Here is a 16,940-nt window from a genome sequence, read left to right as displayed (position 1 = left end):
GGATCCCCGCCTTCCGAGTTACGGAAGATCCCCCGAGACGTAGACCGGGGGCACTCGGTGGCCAGTCACAGACCAAGAGGAGTACGCGTGTCGCTCGACGCCGCAGTGAAGAAGCAGATCATCACCGAGTTCGGTACCAAGGAGGGCGACACCGGCTCCCCCGAGGTCCAGGTCGCTCTGCTGTCCCGTCGGATCTCCGACCTGACCGAGCACCTCAAGACGCACAAGCACGACCACCACTCCCGTCGTGGTCTGCTCATCCTGGTCGGCCAGCGCCGCCGGCTGCTGCAGTACCTCGCCAAGAAGGACATCCAGCGCTTCCGTGCGCTGGTCGAGCGCCTCGGCATCCGCCGCGGTGCGGCGGGCGCCCGCTAGCACGCCGTGAAGGGAGCGGTTCCCATCGTAAGGGGGCCGCTCCCTTTGCTGTACGTGCGCGCTGTCGCCGCCCCTTTGTAGTGTGGTAACAGAAGAACAAGACGTACGAGGAGAAGCGGACCGCACCGCCGCCGCCGGTCCTCGGTAGTGGCCCCCGGGGGCAGATCCCCGGGTGCTTCGATCGAAGACCGGCCCGCATTGCACGGACGCTTCTCCGGCACACCGTCCCCTCCGCCACACGGGCGGCGTGGGACAAAAGACGACAAGCATCGGAGAAACCACTAGTGGAGAACGAGACCCACTACGCCGAAGCCGTGATCGACAACGGCGCGTTCGGCACCCGCACCATCCGCTTCGAGACGGGCCGCCTGGCCCGTCAGGCCGCCGGTTCCGCCGTGGCGTACCTGGACGACGACACCATGGTGCTGTCGGCCACCAGCGCCTCCAAGAACCCGAAGGACCAGCTCGACTTCTTCCCCCTGACGGTGGACGTCGAGGAGCGGATGTACGCCGCCGGCAAGATCCCCGGCAGCTTCTTCCGCCGTGAGGGCCGGCCCTCCGAGGACGCGATCCTCACCTGCCGCCTGATCGACCGCCCGCTGCGCCCGTCCTTCAAGAAGGGCCTGCGCAACGAGATCCAGGTCGTCGCGACGATCATGGCGCTCAACCCCGACCACCTGTACGACGTCGTGGCGATCAACGCCGCCTCCGCGTCCACGCAGCTGGCCGGTCTGCCCTTCTCCGGCCCGATCGGCGGCGTCCGCGTCGCGCTGATCCGCGGCCAGTGGGTGGCCTTCCCGACGCACACCGAGCTCGAGGACGCCGTCTTCGACATGGTCGTCGCGGGCCGCGTCCTGGAGGACGGCGACGTCGCGATCATGATGGTCGAGGCCGAGGCCACCGACAAGACCATCAAGCTGGTCGAGGGCGGCGCCGAGGCGCCCACCGAGGAGGTCGTCGCCGCCGGTCTGGACGCCGCGAAGCCCTTCATCAAGGTGCTGTGCCGCGCCCAGGCCGACCTCGCCGCCAAGGCCGCCAAGCCGACCGGCGAGTTCCCGATCTTCCTGGACTTCCAGGACGACGTCCTCGAGGCGCTGACCGGCGCCGTCAAGCCCGAGCTGACGCAGGCGCTCACCATCGCCGGCAAGCAGGAGCGCGAGGCCGAGCTGGACCGCGTCAAGGGGCTCGCCGCCGAGAAGCTCCTCCCGGAGTTCGAGGGCCGCGAGAAGGAGATCTCCGCCGCGTACCGCGCGCTGACCAAGTCCCTGGTCCGCGAGCGTGTCATCAAGGAGAAGAAGCGCATCGACGGCCGCGGTGTCACCGACATCCGCACCCTGGCCGCCGAGGTCGAGGCCATCCCGCGCGTGCACGGCTCCGCCCTGTTCGAGCGTGGCGAGACCCAGATCCTGGGCGTCACCACCCTGAACATGCTCCGCATGGAGCAGCAGCTGGACACCCTCTCCCCGGTGACCCGCAAGCGCTACATGCACAACTACAACTTCCCGCCGTACTCCGTCGGCGAGACCGGCCGCGTGGGCTCCCCGAAGCGCCGCGAGATCGGCCACGGCGCTCTCGCCGAGCGCGCCATCGTGCCGGTGCTGCCGACGCGCGAGGAGTTCCCCTACGCGATCCGCCAGGTGTCCGAGGCCCTCGGCTCCAACGGCTCGACGTCCATGGGCTCGGTCTGCGCCTCCACCATGTCGCTGCTGAACGCCGGTGTGCCGCTGAAGGCCCCCGTCGCCGGTATCGCCATGGGCCTGATCTCCCAGGAGATCAACGGCGAGACGCACTACGTCGCCCTCACCGACATCCTCGGTGCGGAGGACGCCTTCGGCGACATGGACTTCAAGGTCGCCGGCACCAAGGAGTTCGTGACCGCCCTCCAGCTCGACACCAAGCTGGACGGCATCCCCGCCTCCGTCCTGGCCGCCGCCCTCAAGCAGGCCCGTGACGCCCGCCTCCACATCCTCGACGTGATGATGGAAGCGATCGACACGCCGGACGAGATGTCCCCGAACGCGCCGCGGATCATCACCGTGAAGATCCCCGTCGACAAGATCGGTGAGGTCATCGGCCCCAAGGGCAAGATGATCAACCAGATCCAGGAGGACACGGGCGCCGACATCACGATCGAGGACGACGGCACGATCTACATCGGTGCCGCCCAGGGCTCGCAGGCCGAGGCCGCCCGCGCCACGATCAACGGCATCGCCAACCCGACCATGCCCGAGGTCGGCGAGCGCTACCTGGGTACGGTCGTCAAGACGACCACCTTCGGCGCGTTCGTCTCCCTGCTGCCCGGCAAGGACGGTCTGCTGCACATCTCGCAGATCCGCAAGCTCGCCGGCGGCAAGCGCGTGGAGAACGTCGAGGACGTCCTCGGCGTGGGCGCGAAGGTCCAGGTCGAGATCGCCGAGATCGACTCCCGCGGCAAGCTCTCCCTGATCCCCGTGATCGAGGGCGAAGCGGGCGACGACGACAAGAAGGACGACGCCGACAAGTGACGTCCCGTAGCGCCACGGCGACGGCCCGCACCTCCTCGGAGGCGCGGGCCGTCGCCCGTACCCAAACCCTCATCAAGGGCGAGCACGGCATCGGCACGGTGCGCAGGACGACCCTCCCCGGCGGCCTGCGCATCGTCACCGAGACCCTCCCCTCGGTCCGCTCGGCGACCTTCGGCATCTGGGCCCACGTCGGCTCCCGCGACGAGACCCCGGCCCTGAACGGCGCCACCCACTACCTGGAGCACCTGCTCTTCAAGGGCACCCGCAAGCGCAGCGCCCTGGACATCTCCTCCGCCATCGACGCGGTCGGCGGCGAGATGAACGCGTTCACGGCGAAGGAGTACACGTGCTACTACGCGCGCGTGCTCGACACCGACCTGCCGCTCGCCATCGACGTCGTCTGCGACATGCTGACCGGCTCGCTGATCCAGGAGGAGGACGTCGACGTCGAGCGCGGCGCCATCCTCGAAGAGATCGCGATGACCGAGGACGACCCCGGTGACTGCGTGCACGACCTGTTCGCGCACACCATGTTCGGCGACAACGCCCTGGGCCGCCCCGTCCTCGGCACCGTCGACACGGTGAACGCCCTCACCGCCGACCGCATCCGCCGCTTCTACCGGAAGCACTACGACCCCACCCACCTGGTGGTCGCCGCGGCCGGCAACGTCGACCACAACAAGGTCGTACGCCAGGTCCGCGCCGCCTTCGAGAAGTCCGGGGCCCTCAAGGATCCGGCGGCCCAGCCCCTCGCCCCGCGCGCCGGCCGGCGCACCGTCCGCGCCGCCGGACGCGTGGAGCTGATCGGCCGCAAGACCGAGCAGGCCCACGTCATCCTCGGCATGCCGGGCCTCGCCCGCACCGACGAGCGCCGCTGGGCCATGGGCGTCCTCAACACCGCCCTCGGCGGCGGCATGTCCTCGCGCCTCTTCCAGGAGGTCCGGGAGAAGCGCGGCCTGGCCTACAGCGTGTACTCGTACACGTCCGGCTTCGCCGACTGCGGCCTCTTCGGCGTGTACGCGGGCTGCCGGCCCTCCCAGGTGCACGACGTGCTCAAGATCTGCCGCGACGAGCTGGACCACGTCGCCGAGCACGGCCTCACCGATGACGAGATCGGCCGTGCCGTCGGCCAGCTCCAGGGCTCCACGGTCCTCGGCCTGGAGGACACCGGCGCGCTGATGAACCGTATCGGCAAGAGCGAGCTGTGCTGGGGCGAGCAGATGTCGGTCGACGACATGCTGGCCCGGATAGCCTCGGTCACGCCGGACGACGTCCGCGCCGTCGCCCGCGACGTCCTGGGCCGCCGGCCGTCCCTGTCGGTCATCGGCCCGCTCAAGGACAAGCAGGCGTCCCGGCTGCACGACGCCGTCGCCTGACACTCCCGGTAAGGAAGCGAACAACATGAGCAAGCTGCGCGTGGCCGTCCTCGGCGCCAAGGGCCGGATCGGCTCCGAGGCGGTACGGGCGGTCGAGGCCGCCGAGGACATGGAGCTGGTCGCGGCCCTGAGCCGGGGCGACGGCCTGGAGGCGCTGGCCGAGTCCGGCGCCCAGGTCGCCGTCGAGCTGACCACCCCCGCCTCGGTGATGGACAACCTCGACTACTGCGTACGCCACGGCATCCACGCCGTCGTCGGCACCACCGGCTGGACCGACGAGCGCCTCGCACGGCTGAACGCGTGGCTCGACGCCTCCCCGGGGACCGGCGTGCTCATCGCGCCGAACTTCTCCATCGGCGCCGTGCTGACCATGAAGTTCGCGCAGATCGCGGCCCCGTACTTCGAGTCCGTCGAGGTCGTCGAGCTGCACCACCCGAACAAGGTGGACGCCCCCAGCGGCACCGCCACCCGCACCGCCCAGCTGATCGCTCAGGCCCGGCAGAAGGCAGGCTCCGCACCGGCGCCCGACGCCACTGCCACCGCCCTGGACGGCGCCCGCGGCGCGAACGTCGACGGGGTCCCGGTGCACGCGGTCCGGCTGCGCGGCCTGCTCGCCCACCAGGAGGTCCTGCTCGGCGCCGAGGGCGAGACCCTCACCGTCCGGCACGACTCCCTGCACCACAGCAGCTTCATGCCGGGCATCCTGCTGGGCGCCCGCCGGGTGGTCACCACCCCGGGCCTCACCTTCGGCCTGGAACACTTCCTGGACCTGAACTGAGACCCTCACCCTGATGCGCGCGAAGATCACCTACCTCGTCACGGCCGCCGTCCTGGTCTTCTACTTCCTCCTGGTCGGCAGCCGCGGCGTCCTGCTCATCAAGACCGGCACCCTCCTCACCGTCACCTTCGGCGTCGCGGTGCTGATCCTGCCGGTGATCGGCCTGTGGTTCCTGTGGAAGAACACCCAGTTCGTCCGCAGGGCCAACCAGCTCGCCGCCGAACTCGACGCCGAGGGCGGACTGCCCGTCGACGAGCTGAAGCGCACCCCCAGCGGCCGGGTCGACCGCGAGTCGGCCGACGCGGTCTTCGCCCTGCGCAGGGCGGAGACGGAGGACGCCCCCGGCGACTGGCGCAGCTGGTTCCGGCTCGCCGTCGCCTACCACGACGCCCGCGACACCCCGCGCGCCCGCAAGGCGATGCAGCGGGCGATCGCCCTGCACGACGGCAAGCACGTCGAGGCCGCCTGAGCGGAGCGCACGCCGGACGCCGGGGCCCGGACCGCAGCTGCGGTCCGGGCCCCGGCGTCCGGCGTGTCGGGTGCGTCAGCCCCGTCGGTACTCGTCGGCCCACGCCTCCACGGCGTCGGCCGCCCGGTTGAAGGCACCGTCGCGGGCGAGGAAGTCGGAGTTGTGCGAGGTCAGCAGCGGGGACAGAGGCTCAGCCGACCGGCCCTGCCGCACCAGCAGCAGCGCCTGCCCCTGCACCGTGCGCGGCAGTCCCAGCCAGCGCACCGGCTGCTGCACCGTGCGCAGGCTGGCGACCTGCTGCCAGGCGACCGTGCGCGTGGTGAAGAAGCCCACCTGACGCACCCCGTGCGCGCTCACCCACGCGCCCATGCGCAGCATCCGCAGGGCGCAGAGGATGACGACGACCGCGATGCCGAAGACCACCCCGGCGGAGGACAGCCCGCCCGTCGCCGCGATGATGACGGCCGCGAACAGGACGAACGAGGCGAGCAGCAGCATCAGGGCCGCCGTTCCCACGCGCCACGGCCCCGGCCGGTAGGGCCGACGCCAGAGGTCGCGGTCGTCGTACGGCAGCGCGACGTCGTCGGCCGTGTCAAAGGCGCGGTCGGCCGTCAGGAAGGGCAGGGGCACGGCTGGTCCTCACTCGTTCCAGGGCAAGTGTTGTGCCCGGTGAGGCTACCGACCTGTGTCTCCGGTCACCACCCTCGGGGGTCCGGATGGAGCCGGGCCGGCCGTGCCCGACGGGCCTAGCGCCCCTCGGACGCCTGCGACGGCTGCTTGTGCGGGGAGGGCTGGTCGGCCGACAGGGCGGGCATCCCGATCACCAGGGAACCGACCAGACCGGCGACGACGGTCATGCCGAGGAGCCAGCGCCCGGCCAGCTGGCCGAAGGACGCCCGCTCGCGGGGCGGGGGTGTGACATTGCTGCGGAACCTGTCGGCCTCGGCGACGAAGGCGAACGGCACGGGTTCACGCCGGCGGATCATAGGGGCTGCGTCTCCCTTCAGGGACTGGAATGAAGTGCTGTTACTCATACAGACGAACGAACGCCCCTTCAGGTGCCCTGTTTCGCCGACTTGATTGCGGCACGGCACCGATCGCCCGATTCGGCGCACATGGACGGGTCGTAGAGTGGCCTCGCCAAGCGCCGAGATTGACTGGGAAGGCCCTCCACACCGTGACCGACATCCCCGCCGACGATCCGAAGATCGAACTCCGCAGCGACATCACCGTCGAGCTGGTCAAGAGCGCCGCGACCGACTCCGACGTGCTGTTCGCCGCCCGTGTCTCCACCGCCGGGGAGCAGTCCCTGGACGAGCTGAAGAAGGACCCGGAGCGCTCCAAGGGCCTGATCAACTACCTCATGCGGGACCGGCACGGCAGCCCGTTCGAGCACAACTCGATGACCTTCTTCGTGAGCGCCCCGATCTTCGTCTTCCGGGAGTTCATGCGGCACCGCGTCGGCTGGTCCTACAACGAGGAGTCGGGCCGCTACCGGGAGCTCCAGCCGGTCTTCTACGCCCCGGACGCCTCCCGCAAGCTGGTGCAGCAGGGCCGCCCCGGCAAGTACGTCTTCGTCGAGGGCACCCCCGAGCAGCACGAGCTGGTCGGGAGCGCGATGGAGGACTCCTACCGCCAGGCCTACGCGACGTACCAGCAGATGCTCGCCGCCGGCGTCGCCCGCGAGGTGGCCCGTGCGGTGCTCCCCGTCGGCCTGTACTCGTCGATGTACGCGACCTGCAACGCCCGCTCGCTGATGCACTTCCTGGGTCTGCGCACCCAGCACGAACTGGCCAAGGTGCCCTCCTTCCCGCAGCGGGAGATCGAGATGGCCGGCGAGAAGATGGAGGCGGAGTGGGCCCGCCTCATGCCGCTCACCCACGCCGCCTTCAACGCCAACGGCCGCGTGGCGCCGTAACGGGTCGGGCCCCCTGGCCGGCCCGGCCGGGCACAGATGTACGCATCAACCATGCGAAGTGTCCGGATTGCGGCGTTTGGTGAAGTTCATCTAGCCTGATCAAAGGGACCCGGCACTGCTTGAACCCCCGAGCAGGCAGTGCCGGGCTCCACCTCCGTTCCGACCTGCCGCCTCCCCCGAGGGCAGACCCCGCCCTGAGCAACGAGTAGCGTGTAACCCATGGCTCCGACCTCCACTCCGCAGACCCCCTTCGGGCGGGTCCTCACCGCCATGGTCACGCCCTTCACGGCGGACGGCGCACTCGACCTCGACGGCGCCCAGCGGCTCGCCGCCCACCTGGTGGACGCAGGCAACGACGGCCTGATCATCAACGGCACCACCGGCGAGTCCCCGACCACCAGCGACGCGGAGAAAGCGGACCTCGTACGGGCCGTCGTGGAGGCGGTCGGCGACCGGGCGCACGTGGTGGCCGGAGTCGGCACCAACAACACCCAGCACAGCATCGAGCTGGCCCGCGCCGCCGAGCGCGTCGGCGCCCACGGCCTGCTGCTCGTCACGCCGTACTACAACAAGCCCCCGCAGGAGGGCCTGTACCTGCACTTCACGGCCATCGCCGACGCCGCCGGGCTGCCGGTCATGCTCTACGACATCCCCGGCCGCAGCGGCGTCCCGATCAACACCGAGACCCTGGTCCGCCTTGCGGAGCACCCGCGGATCGTCGCCAACAAGGACGCCAAGGGCGACCTCGGCCGGGCCAGCTGGGCCATCGCGCGCTCCGGCCTCGCCTGGTACTCCGGCGACGACATGCTCAACCTGCCGCTGCTCGCCGTGGGCGCGGTCGGCTTCGTCTCCGTCGTGGGCCACGTCGTCACCCCGGAGCTGCGCGCCATGGTGGACGCGCACGTCGCCGGTGACGTACAGAAGGCCCTGGAGATCCACCAGAAGCTGCTCCCCGTCTTCACCGGCATGTTCCGCACCCAGGGCGTCATGACCACCAAGGGCGCGCTCGCCCTCCAGGGGCTGCCCGCGGGACCGCTGCGCGCCCCCATGGTCGGCCTCACGCCCGAGGAAACCGAGCAGCTCAAGATCGATCTTGCCGCCGGCGGGGTACAGCTCTGACATCAGACTTCGCACCACCGCACGACCGGACGGACTTCACAACTGAATAGGCGGGCCACCGGTGCCCGCACCCCATACGACAACTGCTTCTGCACGAACGTCATGCGCGCCACGTGCCACCGGTACGTGGCGCGTGTGGTGAGGAGAGTCTTTTGAGTCATCCGCATCCTGAACTGGGCCGGCCCCCGGCGCTTCCCAAGGGCGGCCTGCGGGTCACGCCCCTCGGTGGCCTCGGCGAAATCGGCCGCAACATGACGGTCTTCGAATACGGCGGCCGTCTGCTGATCGTCGACTGCGGCGTGCTCTTCCCCGAGGAGGAGCAGCCCGGCATCGACCTGATCCTGCCGGACTTCACGTCCATCCGGGACCGCCTCGACGACATCGAGGGCATCGTCCTGACCCACGGCCACGAGGACCACATCGGCGGCGTCCCCTTCCTCCTGAGGGAGAAGCCGGACATCCCGCTGATCGGCTCCAAGCTGACCCTCGCGCTCATCGAGGCCAAGCTCCAGGAGCACCGCATCCGGCCGTACACCCTCGAGGTGGCGGAGGGACACCGTGAACGCGTCGGTCCCTTCGACTGCGAGTTCGTCGCGGTCAACCACTCCATCCCGGACGCGCTGGCCGTCGCCATCCGCACCCCGGCGGGCATGGTGGTCCACACCGGCGACTTCAAGATGGACCAGCTTCCGCTGGACGGCCGCCTCACCGACCTGCACGCTTTCGCGCGCCTCAGCGAGGAGGGCATCGACCTGCTCCTCGCCGACTCGACCAACGCCGAGGTGCCGGGCTTCGTCCCGCCCGAGCGGGACATCTCGAACGTCCTGCGGCAGGTCTTCGCCAACGCCCGCAAGCGCATCATCGTGGCGAGCTTCGCCAGTCACGTCCACCGCATCCAGCAGATCCTGGACGCCGCCCACGAGTACGGCCGCAGAGTCGCCTTCGTCGGCCGCTCCATGGTCCGCAACATGGGCATCGCGAGAGACCTCGGCTACCTCAAGGTCCCGCCGGGCCTGGTGGTCGACGTCAAGACGCTGGACGACCTGCCCGACAGCGAGGTGGTCCTGGTCTGCACGGGCTCCCAGGGCGAACCGATGGCCGCCCTGTCCCGCATGGCCAACCGGGACCACCAGATCCGCATCGTCAACGGCGACACGGTGATCCTGGCCTCGTCCCTCATCCCGGGCAACGAGAACGCGGTGTACCGCGTGATCAACGGCCTGACCCGCTGGGGCGCCAACGTCGTCCACAAGGGCAACGCCAAGGTCCACGTCTCGGGCCACGCCTCGGCCGGTGAGCTGCTGTACTTCTACAACATCTGCCGCCCGAAGAACCTGATGCCGGTCCATGGCGAATGGCGCCACCTGCGTGCCAACGCCGAGCTGGGCGCCCTGACCGGCGTCCCGCACGACCGCATCGTCATCGCCGAGGACGGCGTGGTCGTCGACCTCGTCGAGGGCAAGGCGAAGATCACCGGCAAGGTCCAGGCGGGGTACGTCTACGTCGACGGGCTCTCGGTCGGCGACGTCGGCGAACCGGCCCTCAAGGACCGCAAGATCCTCGGCGACGAGGGCATCATCTCGGTCTTCGTGGTGATGGACTCCTCCACCGGCAAGATCACCGGTGGGCCGCACGTCCAGGCCCGCGGCTCGGGCATCGAGGACTCGGCCTTCGCCGCGGTACTACCCAAGGTCACCGAAGCGCTGGAGCGCTCGGCCCAGGACGGTGTCGTCGAGCCGCACCAGATGCAGCAACTGATCCGCAGGACCCTCGGCAAGTGGGTCTCGGACACCTACCGGCGCCGGCCGATGATCCTGCCTGTCGTCGTGGAGGTCTGACGGGCCGTCGGACCACCGACAGCGCCAACCTGGAGCGGGGCGCCCCGATTTGCATCGGGGCGCCCCGCTCCAGTACGTTTACATCTCCGCTCGGACGGGCACCCGATCACTTCGTGGTTCGGAGCCGCCCAGGAGGGTGGAAATCCCGACTCAGAATCTCTGATAAAGTCGGAACCGCCGGAAAGGGAAACGCGAAAGCGGGAACCTGGAAAGCACCGAGGAAATCGGATCGGAAAGATCTGATAGAGTCGGAAACGCAAGACCGAAGGGAAGCGCCCGGAGGAAAGCCCGAGAGGGTGAGTACAAAGGAAGCGTCCGTTCCTTGAGAACTCAACAGCGTGCCAAAAGTCAACGCCAGATATGTTGATACCCCGACCTGATCGGATCTCCGTTCGGGTTGAGGTTCCTTTGAAGTAACACAACAGCGAGGACGCTGTGAACGGTCGGATTATTCCTCCGACTGTTCCGCTCTCGTGGTGTCACCCGATTACGGGTAAACATTCACGGAGAGTTTGATCCTGGCTCAGGACGAACGCTGGCGGCGTGCTTAACACATGCAAGTCGAACGATGAACCACTTCGGTGGGGATTAGTGGCGAACGGGTGAGTAACACGTGGGCAATCTGCCCTTCACTCTGGGACAAGCCCTGGAAACGGGGTCTAATACCGGATACTGACCCTCGCAGGCATCTGCGAGGTTCGAAAGCTCCGGCGGTGAAGGATGAGCCCGCGGCCTATCAGCTTGTTGGTGAGGTAATGGCTCACCAAGGCGACGACGGGTAGCCGGCCTGAGAGGGCGACCGGCCACACTGGGACTGAGACACGGCCCAGACTCCTACGGGAGGCAGCAGTGGGGAATATTGCACAATGGGCGAAAGCCTGATGCAGCGACGCCGCGTGAGGGATGACGGCCTTCGGGTTGTAAACCTCTTTCAGCAGGGAAGAAGCGAAAGTGACGGTACCTGCAGAAGAAGCGCCGGCTAACTACGTGCCAGCAGCCGCGGTAATACGTAGGGCGCAAGCGTTGTCCGGAATTATTGGGCGTAAAGAGCTCGTAGGCGGCTTGTCACGTCGGTTGTGAAAGCCCGGGGCTTAACCCCGGGTCTGCAGTCGATACGGGCAGGCTAGAGTTCGGTAGGGGAGATCGGAATTCCTGGTGTAGCGGTGAAATGCGCAGATATCAGGAGGAACACCGGTGGCGAAGGCGGATCTCTGGGCCGATACTGACGCTGAGGAGCGAAAGCGTGGGGAGCGAACAGGATTAGATACCCTGGTAGTCCACGCCGTAAACGGTGGGCACTAGGTGTGGGCAACATTCCACGTTGTCCGTGCCGCAGCTAACGCATTAAGTGCCCCGCCTGGGGAGTACGGCCGCAAGGCTAAAACTCAAAGGAATTGACGGGGGCCCGCACAAGCGGCGGAGCATGTGGCTTAATTCGACGCAACGCGAAGAACCTTACCAAGGCTTGACATACACCGGAAAGCATCAGAGATGGTGCCCCCCTTGTGGTCGGTGTACAGGTGGTGCATGGCTGTCGTCAGCTCGTGTCGTGAGATGTTGGGTTAAGTCCCGCAACGAGCGCAACCCTTGTCCCGTGTTGCCAGCAAGCCCTTCGGGGTGTTGGGGACTCACGGGAGACCGCCGGGGTCAACTCGGAGGAAGGTGGGGACGACGTCAAGTCATCATGCCCCTTATGTCTTGGGCTGCACACGTGCTACAATGGCCGGTACAATGAGCTGCGATACCGCAAGGTGGAGCGAATCTCAAAAAGCCGGTCTCAGTTCGGATTGGGGTCTGCAACTCGACCCCATGAAGTCGGAGTCGCTAGTAATCGCAGATCAGCATTGCTGCGGTGAATACGTTCCCGGGCCTTGTACACACCGCCCGTCACGTCACGAAAGTCGGTAACACCCGAAGCCGGTGGCCCAACCCCTTGTGGGAGGGAGCTGTCGAAGGTGGGACTGGCGATTGGGACGAAGTCGTAACAAGGTAGCCGTACCGGAAGGTGCGGCTGGATCACCTCCTTTCTAAGGAGCACATAGCCGACTGCAGGCAAATGTCCTGCACGGTTGCTCATGGGTGGAACGTTGACTACTCGGCACACTTGATCCTGATCTTCTCGTCAGTACTGCTTCGGCGTGGAACACGAGTAAGGGAAGGCAAGGGTGTCGGGCACGCTGTTGGGTATCTGAGGGAATGAACTTCCTTCAGTGCCGGCCCCGGTAAAAATCCGCGTGAGTGGGTTGTGACGGGTGGTTGGTCGTTGTTTGAGAACTGCACAGTGGACGCGAGCATCTGTGGCCAAGTTTTTAAGGGCGCACGGTGGATGCCTTGGCACCAGGAACCGATGAAGGACGTGGGAGGCCACGATAGGCCCCGGGGAGTCGTCAACCAGGCTTTGATCCGGGGGTGTCCGAATGGGGAAACCCGGCAGTCGTCATGGGCTGTCACCCGCTGCTGAACACATAGGCAGTGTGGAGGGAACGCGGGGAAGTGAAACATCTCAGTACCCGCAGGAAGAGAAAACAACCGTGATTCCGGGAGTAGTGGCGAGCGAAACCGGATGAGGCCAAACCGTATACGTGTGAGACCCGGCAGGGGTTGCGTGTGCGGGGTTGTGGGATCTCTCTTTTACGGTCTGCCGGCCGTGAGACGAGTCAGAAACCGTTGATGTAGGCGAAGGACATGCGAAAGGTCCGGCGTAGAGGGTAAGACCCCCGTAGTCGAAACGTCAACGGCTCGTTTGAGAGACACCCAAGTAGCACGGGGCCCGAGAAATCCCGTGTGAATCTGGCGGGACCACCCGCTAAGCCTAAATATTCCCTGGTGACCGATAGCGGATAGTACCGTGAGGGAATGGTGAAAAGTACCGCGGGAGCGGAGTGAAATAGTACCTGAAACCGTGTGCCTACAAGCCGTGGGAGCGTCGGACATCAAGCTTGCTTGGTGTCTCGTGACTGCGTGCCTTTTGAAGAATGAGCCTGCGAGTTTGCGGTGTGTTGCGAGGTTAACCCGGGTGGGGAAGCCGTAGCGAAAGCGAGTCCGAATAGGGCGTTTTTAGTAGCACGCTCAAGACCCGAAGCGGAGTGATCTAGCCATGGGCAGGTTGAAGCGGCTGTAAGAGGTCGTGGAGGACCGAACCCACCAGGGTTGAAAACCTGGGGGATGACCTGTGGTTAGGGGTGAAAGGCCAATCAAACTCCGTGATAGCTGGTTCTCCCCGAAATGCATTTAGGTGCAGCGTCGTGTGTTTCTTGCCGGAGGTAGAGCACTGGATAGGCGATGGGCCCTACCGGGTTACTGACCTTAGCCAAACTCCGAATGCCGGTAAGTGAGAGCGCGGCAGTGAGACTGTGGGGGATAAGCTCCATGGTCGAGAGGGAAACAGCCCAGAGCATCGACTAAGGCCCCTAAGCGTACGCTAAGTGGGAAAGGATGTGGAGTCGCACAGACAACCAGGAGGTTGGCTTAGAAGCAGCCACCCTTGAAAGAGTGCGTAATAGCTCACTGGTCTAGTGATTCCGCGCCGACAATGTAGCGGGGCTCAAGCGTACCGCCGAAGTCGTGTCATTGCAGCAATACGGCCAACGCCGGCTGTGATGGGTAGGGGAGCGTCGTGTGCCGGGTGAAGCAGCCGCGGAAGCGAGTTGTGGACGGTTCACGAGTGAGAATGCAGGCATGAGTAGCGATACAAACGTGAGAAACGTTTGCGCCGATTGACTAAGGGTTCCTGGGTCAAGCTGATCTGCCCAGGGTAAGTCGGGACCTAAGGCGAGGCCGACAGGCGTAGTCGATGGATAACCGGTTGATATTCCGGTACCCGCTGTGAAGCGTCAAACATCGAGCATCGTGATGCTAAGGCCGTGAAGCCGCCCTGATCTCTTCGGAGTTGAGGGGAGTGGTGGAGCCGCCGAACCAAGCGGTTAGTAGGTGAGTGATGGGGTGACGCAGGAAGGTAGTCCATCCCGGGCGGTGGTTGTCCCGGGGTAAGGGTGTAGGCCGGTGTGTAGGTAAATCCGCACACCTTGTGGCTGAGACCTGATGCCGAGCCGATTGTGGTGAAGTGGATGATCCTATGCTGTCGAGAAAAGCCTCTAGCGAGTTTCATGGCGGCCCGTACCCTAAACCGACTCAGGTGGTCAGGTAGAGAATACCGAGGCGTTCGGGTGAACTATGGTTAAGGAACTCGGCAAAATGCCCCCGTAACTTCGGGAGAAGGGGGGCCACACCTGGTGACGAGTTTTGCACTCTGAGCTGGGGGTGGCCGCAGAGACCAGCGAGAAGCGACTGTTTACTAAAAACACAGGTCCGTGCGAAGCCGTAAGGCGATGTATACGGACTGACGCCTGCCCGGTGCTGGAACGTTAAGGGGACCGGTTAGTCACATTTCGGTGTGGCGAAGCTGAGAACTTAAGCGCCAGTAAACGGCGGTGGTAACTATAACCATCCTAAGGTAGCGAAATTCCTTGTCGGGTAAGTTCCGACCTGCACGAATGGCGTAACGACTTCTCGACTGTCTCAACCATAGGCCCGGTGAAATTGCACTACGAGTAAAGATGCTCGTTTCGCGCAGCAGGACGGAAAGACCCCGGGACCTTTACTACAGTTTGATATTGGTGTTCGGTTCGGCTTGTGTAGGATAGCTGGGAGACTTTGAAGCTCGCACGCCAGTGTGGGTGGAGTCGTCGTTGAAATACCAGTCTGGTCGTGCTGGATGTCTAACCTGGGTCCGTGATCCGGATCAGGGACAGTGTCTGATGGGTAGTTTAACTGGGGCGGTTGCCTCCTAAAGAGTAACGGAGGCGCCCAAAGGTTCCCTCAGCCTGGTTGGCAATCAGGTGTTGAGTGTAAGTGCACAAGGGAGCTTGACTGTGAGACCGACGGGTCGAGCAGGGACGAAAGTCGGGACTAGTGATCCGGCGGTGGCTTGTGGAAGCGCCGTCGCTCAACGGATAAAAGGTACCCCGGGGATAACAGGCTGATCTTCCCCAAGAGTCCATATCGACGGGATGGTTTGGCACCTCGATGTCGGCTCGTCGCATCCTGGGGCTGGAGTCGGTCCCAAGGGTTGGGCTGTTCGCCCATTAAAGCGGTACGCGAGCTGGGTTTAGAACGTCGTGAGACAGTTCGGTCCCTATCCGCTGTGCGCGTAGGAGTCTTGAGAAGGGCTGTCCCTAGTACGAGAGGACCGGGACGGACGAACCTCTGGTGTGCCAGTTGTCCTGCCAAGGGCATGGCTGGTTGGCTACGTTCGGGAGGGATAACCGCTGAAAGCATCTAAGCGGGAAGCCTGCTTCGAGATGAGGACTCCCACCCCCTTGAGGGGTTAAGGCTCCCAGTAGACGACTGGGTTGATAGGCCGGATCTGGAAGCACCGTGAGGTGTGGAGGTGACCGGTACTAATAGGCCGAGGGCTTGTCCTCAGTTGCTCGCGTCCACTGTGTTGGTTCTGAAACCACGAACAATCAGACCGTGTTGGTCACCCGGTTGATTGTCTGTTTCATAGTGTTTCGGTGGTCATAGCGTAGGGGAAACGCCCGGTTACATTTCGAACCCGGAAGCTAAGCCTTACAGCGCCGATGGTACTGCAGGGGGGACCCTGTGGGAGAGTAGGACGCCGCCGAACAATTCTTAGAAAAGGGTTGGTCCCGGAACTTCGGTTCCGGGACCAACCCTTTTTTGCTTTCCGTCACTTCGTGTTCACGTTGCGCCCCGACCATCTGGCGTATGGGTACTGCAGCAATGCTCAGGGCCGCCGGCGTGGGTGTCGGTGACGAGGTCGTCGTACCTGCCTTCGGGAACGTGGAAGTCGCCGAGGCCGTGGCCCTGGCGGGCGCGTTGCCGGTGTTCGCCGACATAGATCCGGATACGTACTGCCTGGACGCCTCCCCCGTGGAGGCCGCGCTGACGCCCCGTACCGCGGCCGTGGTCGTCGTGCACCGGTTCGGGCGGCCGGCGGACATGGGCTCTCTGCACCGCATCGGGGAACGGCACGGGCTGCTCGTCCTGGAGCGGGGCGAGTCCGAGGCGCCGTACGACGAGATAGCGCGGCGCAGGCAGCGGGCGGCCTATCTCGACGGGAAGTTGCGGGGCGTACGGACCCCCGACGGGGGTGACGGGCACACCTATCAGCAGTACGTGGTGCGGGTGCCGGGCAACGGGCGGCCGGACCGTGACGCGTTCGCCCGCGCCGTGCGGGGAAGGGGCGTCGAGTGCCGGGTGCCGGTGAAGACGCCAGTGCACCGGATGCCTGGATTCCGGCGCTGTGTGTCGCTGCCGGAGACGGAGCGGGCCGTCGACGAGACGCTCGCGCTGCCTGTCGAGGCCGCGTTGACCAAGCGGGACATGCAGCGGATCGTGTCCGCCTGCAATGCGCTCGGTGGGCTGTTGCAGCCTGCGTACTGAGCGAAAGTCAGTGGTTGGGAGCACCGGCTTGTTCGGGGTATGATCTATTCCGTTGCCGCGAGGGAAACCTCGAAAGCGACAGGCCCCTATAGCTCAGTCGGTAGAGCGTCTCCATGGTAAGGAGAAGGTCAACGGTTCGATTCCGTTTGGGGGCTCCA

The 16,940-nt window shown here is 65.7% G+C and carries 11 protein-coding genes, 1 tRNA gene and 3 rRNA genes; 13 read left to right on the top strand and 2 right to left on the bottom strand.

The window, feature by feature from the left end; genetic code table 11:
* Window positions 1-87: 87 nt before the first annotated feature.
* The 5 genes from rpsO to R2E43_RS09955 all read left to right on the top strand — a co-directional run bounded on the left by rpsO (window position 88) and on the right by R2E43_RS09955 (window position 5,502).
* Window positions 88-375: a 30S ribosomal protein S15 gene (gene rpsO, locus R2E43_RS09975; RefSeq protein WP_003973291.1), complete on the top strand. Its 288-nt coding sequence runs from the start codon at window positions 88-90 to the stop codon at window positions 373-375.
* A gap of 284 nt (window positions 376-659) precedes the next feature.
* On the top strand, window positions 660-2,879 hold the full coding sequence (locus R2E43_RS09970; protein ID WP_003973290.1) for a polyribonucleotide nucleotidyltransferase: 2,220 nt from the start codon (window positions 660-662) through the stop codon (window positions 2,877-2,879).
* Window positions 2,876-4,255 carry a M16 family metallopeptidase gene (locus R2E43_RS09965; protein ID WP_003973289.1) on the top strand — a complete coding sequence of 460 codons (1,380 nt, stop codon included), beginning with the start codon at window positions 2,876-2,878 and terminating at the stop codon, window positions 4,253-4,255. The genes R2E43_RS09970 and R2E43_RS09965 overlap by 4 nt, the downstream gene beginning before the upstream one ends.
* A gap of 25 nt (window positions 4,256-4,280) precedes the next feature.
* Window positions 4,281-5,033, top strand: a complete 753-nt coding sequence (gene dapB, locus R2E43_RS09960; protein WP_332056125.1) for a 4-hydroxy-tetrahydrodipicolinate reductase — start codon at window positions 4,281-4,283, stop codon at window positions 5,031-5,033.
* 13 nt (window positions 5,034-5,046) lie between these two features.
* Entirely contained in the window at window positions 5,047-5,502 is a 456-nt protein-coding gene (locus tag R2E43_RS09955; RefSeq protein WP_003973287.1) for a tetratricopeptide repeat protein, read from the top strand.
* Window positions 5,503-5,577: 75 nt separating this feature from the next.
* On the opposite strand, the gene R2E43_RS09950 is transcribed toward R2E43_RS09955, so the two are convergent.
* Window positions 5,578-6,132 (bottom strand): hypothetical protein, encoded by a 555-nt coding sequence (locus R2E43_RS09950; RefSeq protein WP_003973286.1) that lies wholly within the window; start codon window positions 6,130-6,132, stop codon window positions 5,578-5,580.
* Window positions 6,133-6,248: 116 nt separating this feature from the next.
* A complete protein-coding gene (locus tag R2E43_RS09945; RefSeq protein WP_003973285.1) occupies window positions 6,249-6,488 on the bottom strand; it encodes a hypothetical protein in 240 nt (79 codons plus the stop codon).
* A 191-nt stretch (window positions 6,489-6,679) separates the two neighbouring features.
* Here R2E43_RS09945 and thyX point away from each other — a divergent pair, with 191 nt between their 5' ends.
* The 8 genes from thyX to R2E43_RS09905 all read left to right on the top strand — a co-directional run bounded on the left by thyX (window position 6,680) and on the right by R2E43_RS09905 (window position 16,940).
* Entirely contained in the window at window positions 6,680-7,420 is a 741-nt protein-coding gene (gene thyX / locus R2E43_RS09940; RefSeq protein WP_011030430.1) for an FAD-dependent thymidylate synthase, read from the top strand.
* Between the two features lie 219 nt (window positions 7,421-7,639).
* Window positions 7,640-8,539, top strand: a complete 900-nt coding sequence (dapA, locus tag R2E43_RS09935) for a 4-hydroxy-tetrahydrodipicolinate synthase (protein ID WP_011030431.1) — start codon at window positions 7,640-7,642, stop codon at window positions 8,537-8,539.
* A 152-nt stretch (window positions 8,540-8,691) separates the two neighbouring features.
* Window positions 8,692-10,377 carry a ribonuclease J gene (locus tag R2E43_RS09930; protein ID WP_003973282.1) on the top strand — a complete coding sequence of 562 codons (1,686 nt, stop codon included), beginning with the start codon at window positions 8,692-8,694 and terminating at the stop codon, window positions 10,375-10,377.
* 500 nt (window positions 10,378-10,877) lie between these two features.
* Window positions 10,878-12,404 (top strand): 16S ribosomal RNA (locus tag R2E43_RS09925).
* A 272-nt stretch (window positions 12,405-12,676) separates the two neighbouring features.
* Window positions 12,677-15,800: ribosomal RNA gene (locus R2E43_RS09920) — 23S ribosomal RNA — on the top strand.
* 86 nt (window positions 15,801-15,886) lie between these two features.
* Window positions 15,887-16,003 (top strand): 5S ribosomal RNA (rrf, locus tag R2E43_RS09915).
* The 16S, 23S and 5S rRNA genes sit together here, the layout of an rRNA operon.
* A gap of 116 nt (window positions 16,004-16,119) precedes the next feature.
* The gene (locus tag R2E43_RS09910; RefSeq protein ID WP_162495370.1) at window positions 16,120-16,782 is read left to right on the top strand and encodes a DegT/DnrJ/EryC1/StrS family aminotransferase; all 663 of its coding nucleotides are present in this window, start codon (window positions 16,120-16,122) and stop codon (window positions 16,780-16,782) included.
* An 82-nt stretch (window positions 16,783-16,864) separates the two neighbouring features.
* Window positions 16,865-16,940: transfer RNA gene (locus R2E43_RS09905), tRNA-Thr, on the top strand.

This window comes from Streptomyces violaceoruber, from assembly GCF_033406955.1.
Classification (GTDB): Bacteria; Actinomycetota; Actinomycetes; order Streptomycetales; family Streptomycetaceae; genus Streptomyces; species Streptomyces violaceoruber.
The sequence above is the reverse complement of the archived record's forward strand: the minus strand, read 5'-3'. Positions and strand labels throughout refer to the sequence as shown.

Excerpts from the sequence above, each read along its gene's own strand:
- dapB (WP_332056125.1), top strand. The coding sequence starts at position 4,281 with ATGAGCAAGCTGCGCGTGGCCGTCCTCGGCGCCAAGGGCCGGATCGGC.
- R2E43_RS09955 (WP_003973287.1), top strand. The coding sequence starts at position 5,047 with ATGCGCGCGAAGATCACCTACCTCGTCACGGCCGCCGTCCTGGTCTTC.
- R2E43_RS09945 (WP_003973285.1), bottom strand. The coding sequence starts at position 6,488 with ATGATCCGCCGGCGTGAACCCGTGCCGTTCGCCTTCGTCGCCGAGGCC.
- dapA (WP_011030431.1), top strand. The coding sequence starts at position 7,640 with ATGGCTCCGACCTCCACTCCGCAGACCCCCTTCGGGCGGGTCCTCACC.
- R2E43_RS09910 (WP_162495370.1), top strand. The coding sequence starts at position 16,120 with ATGCTCAGGGCCGCCGGCGTGGGTGTCGGTGACGAGGTCGTCGTACCT.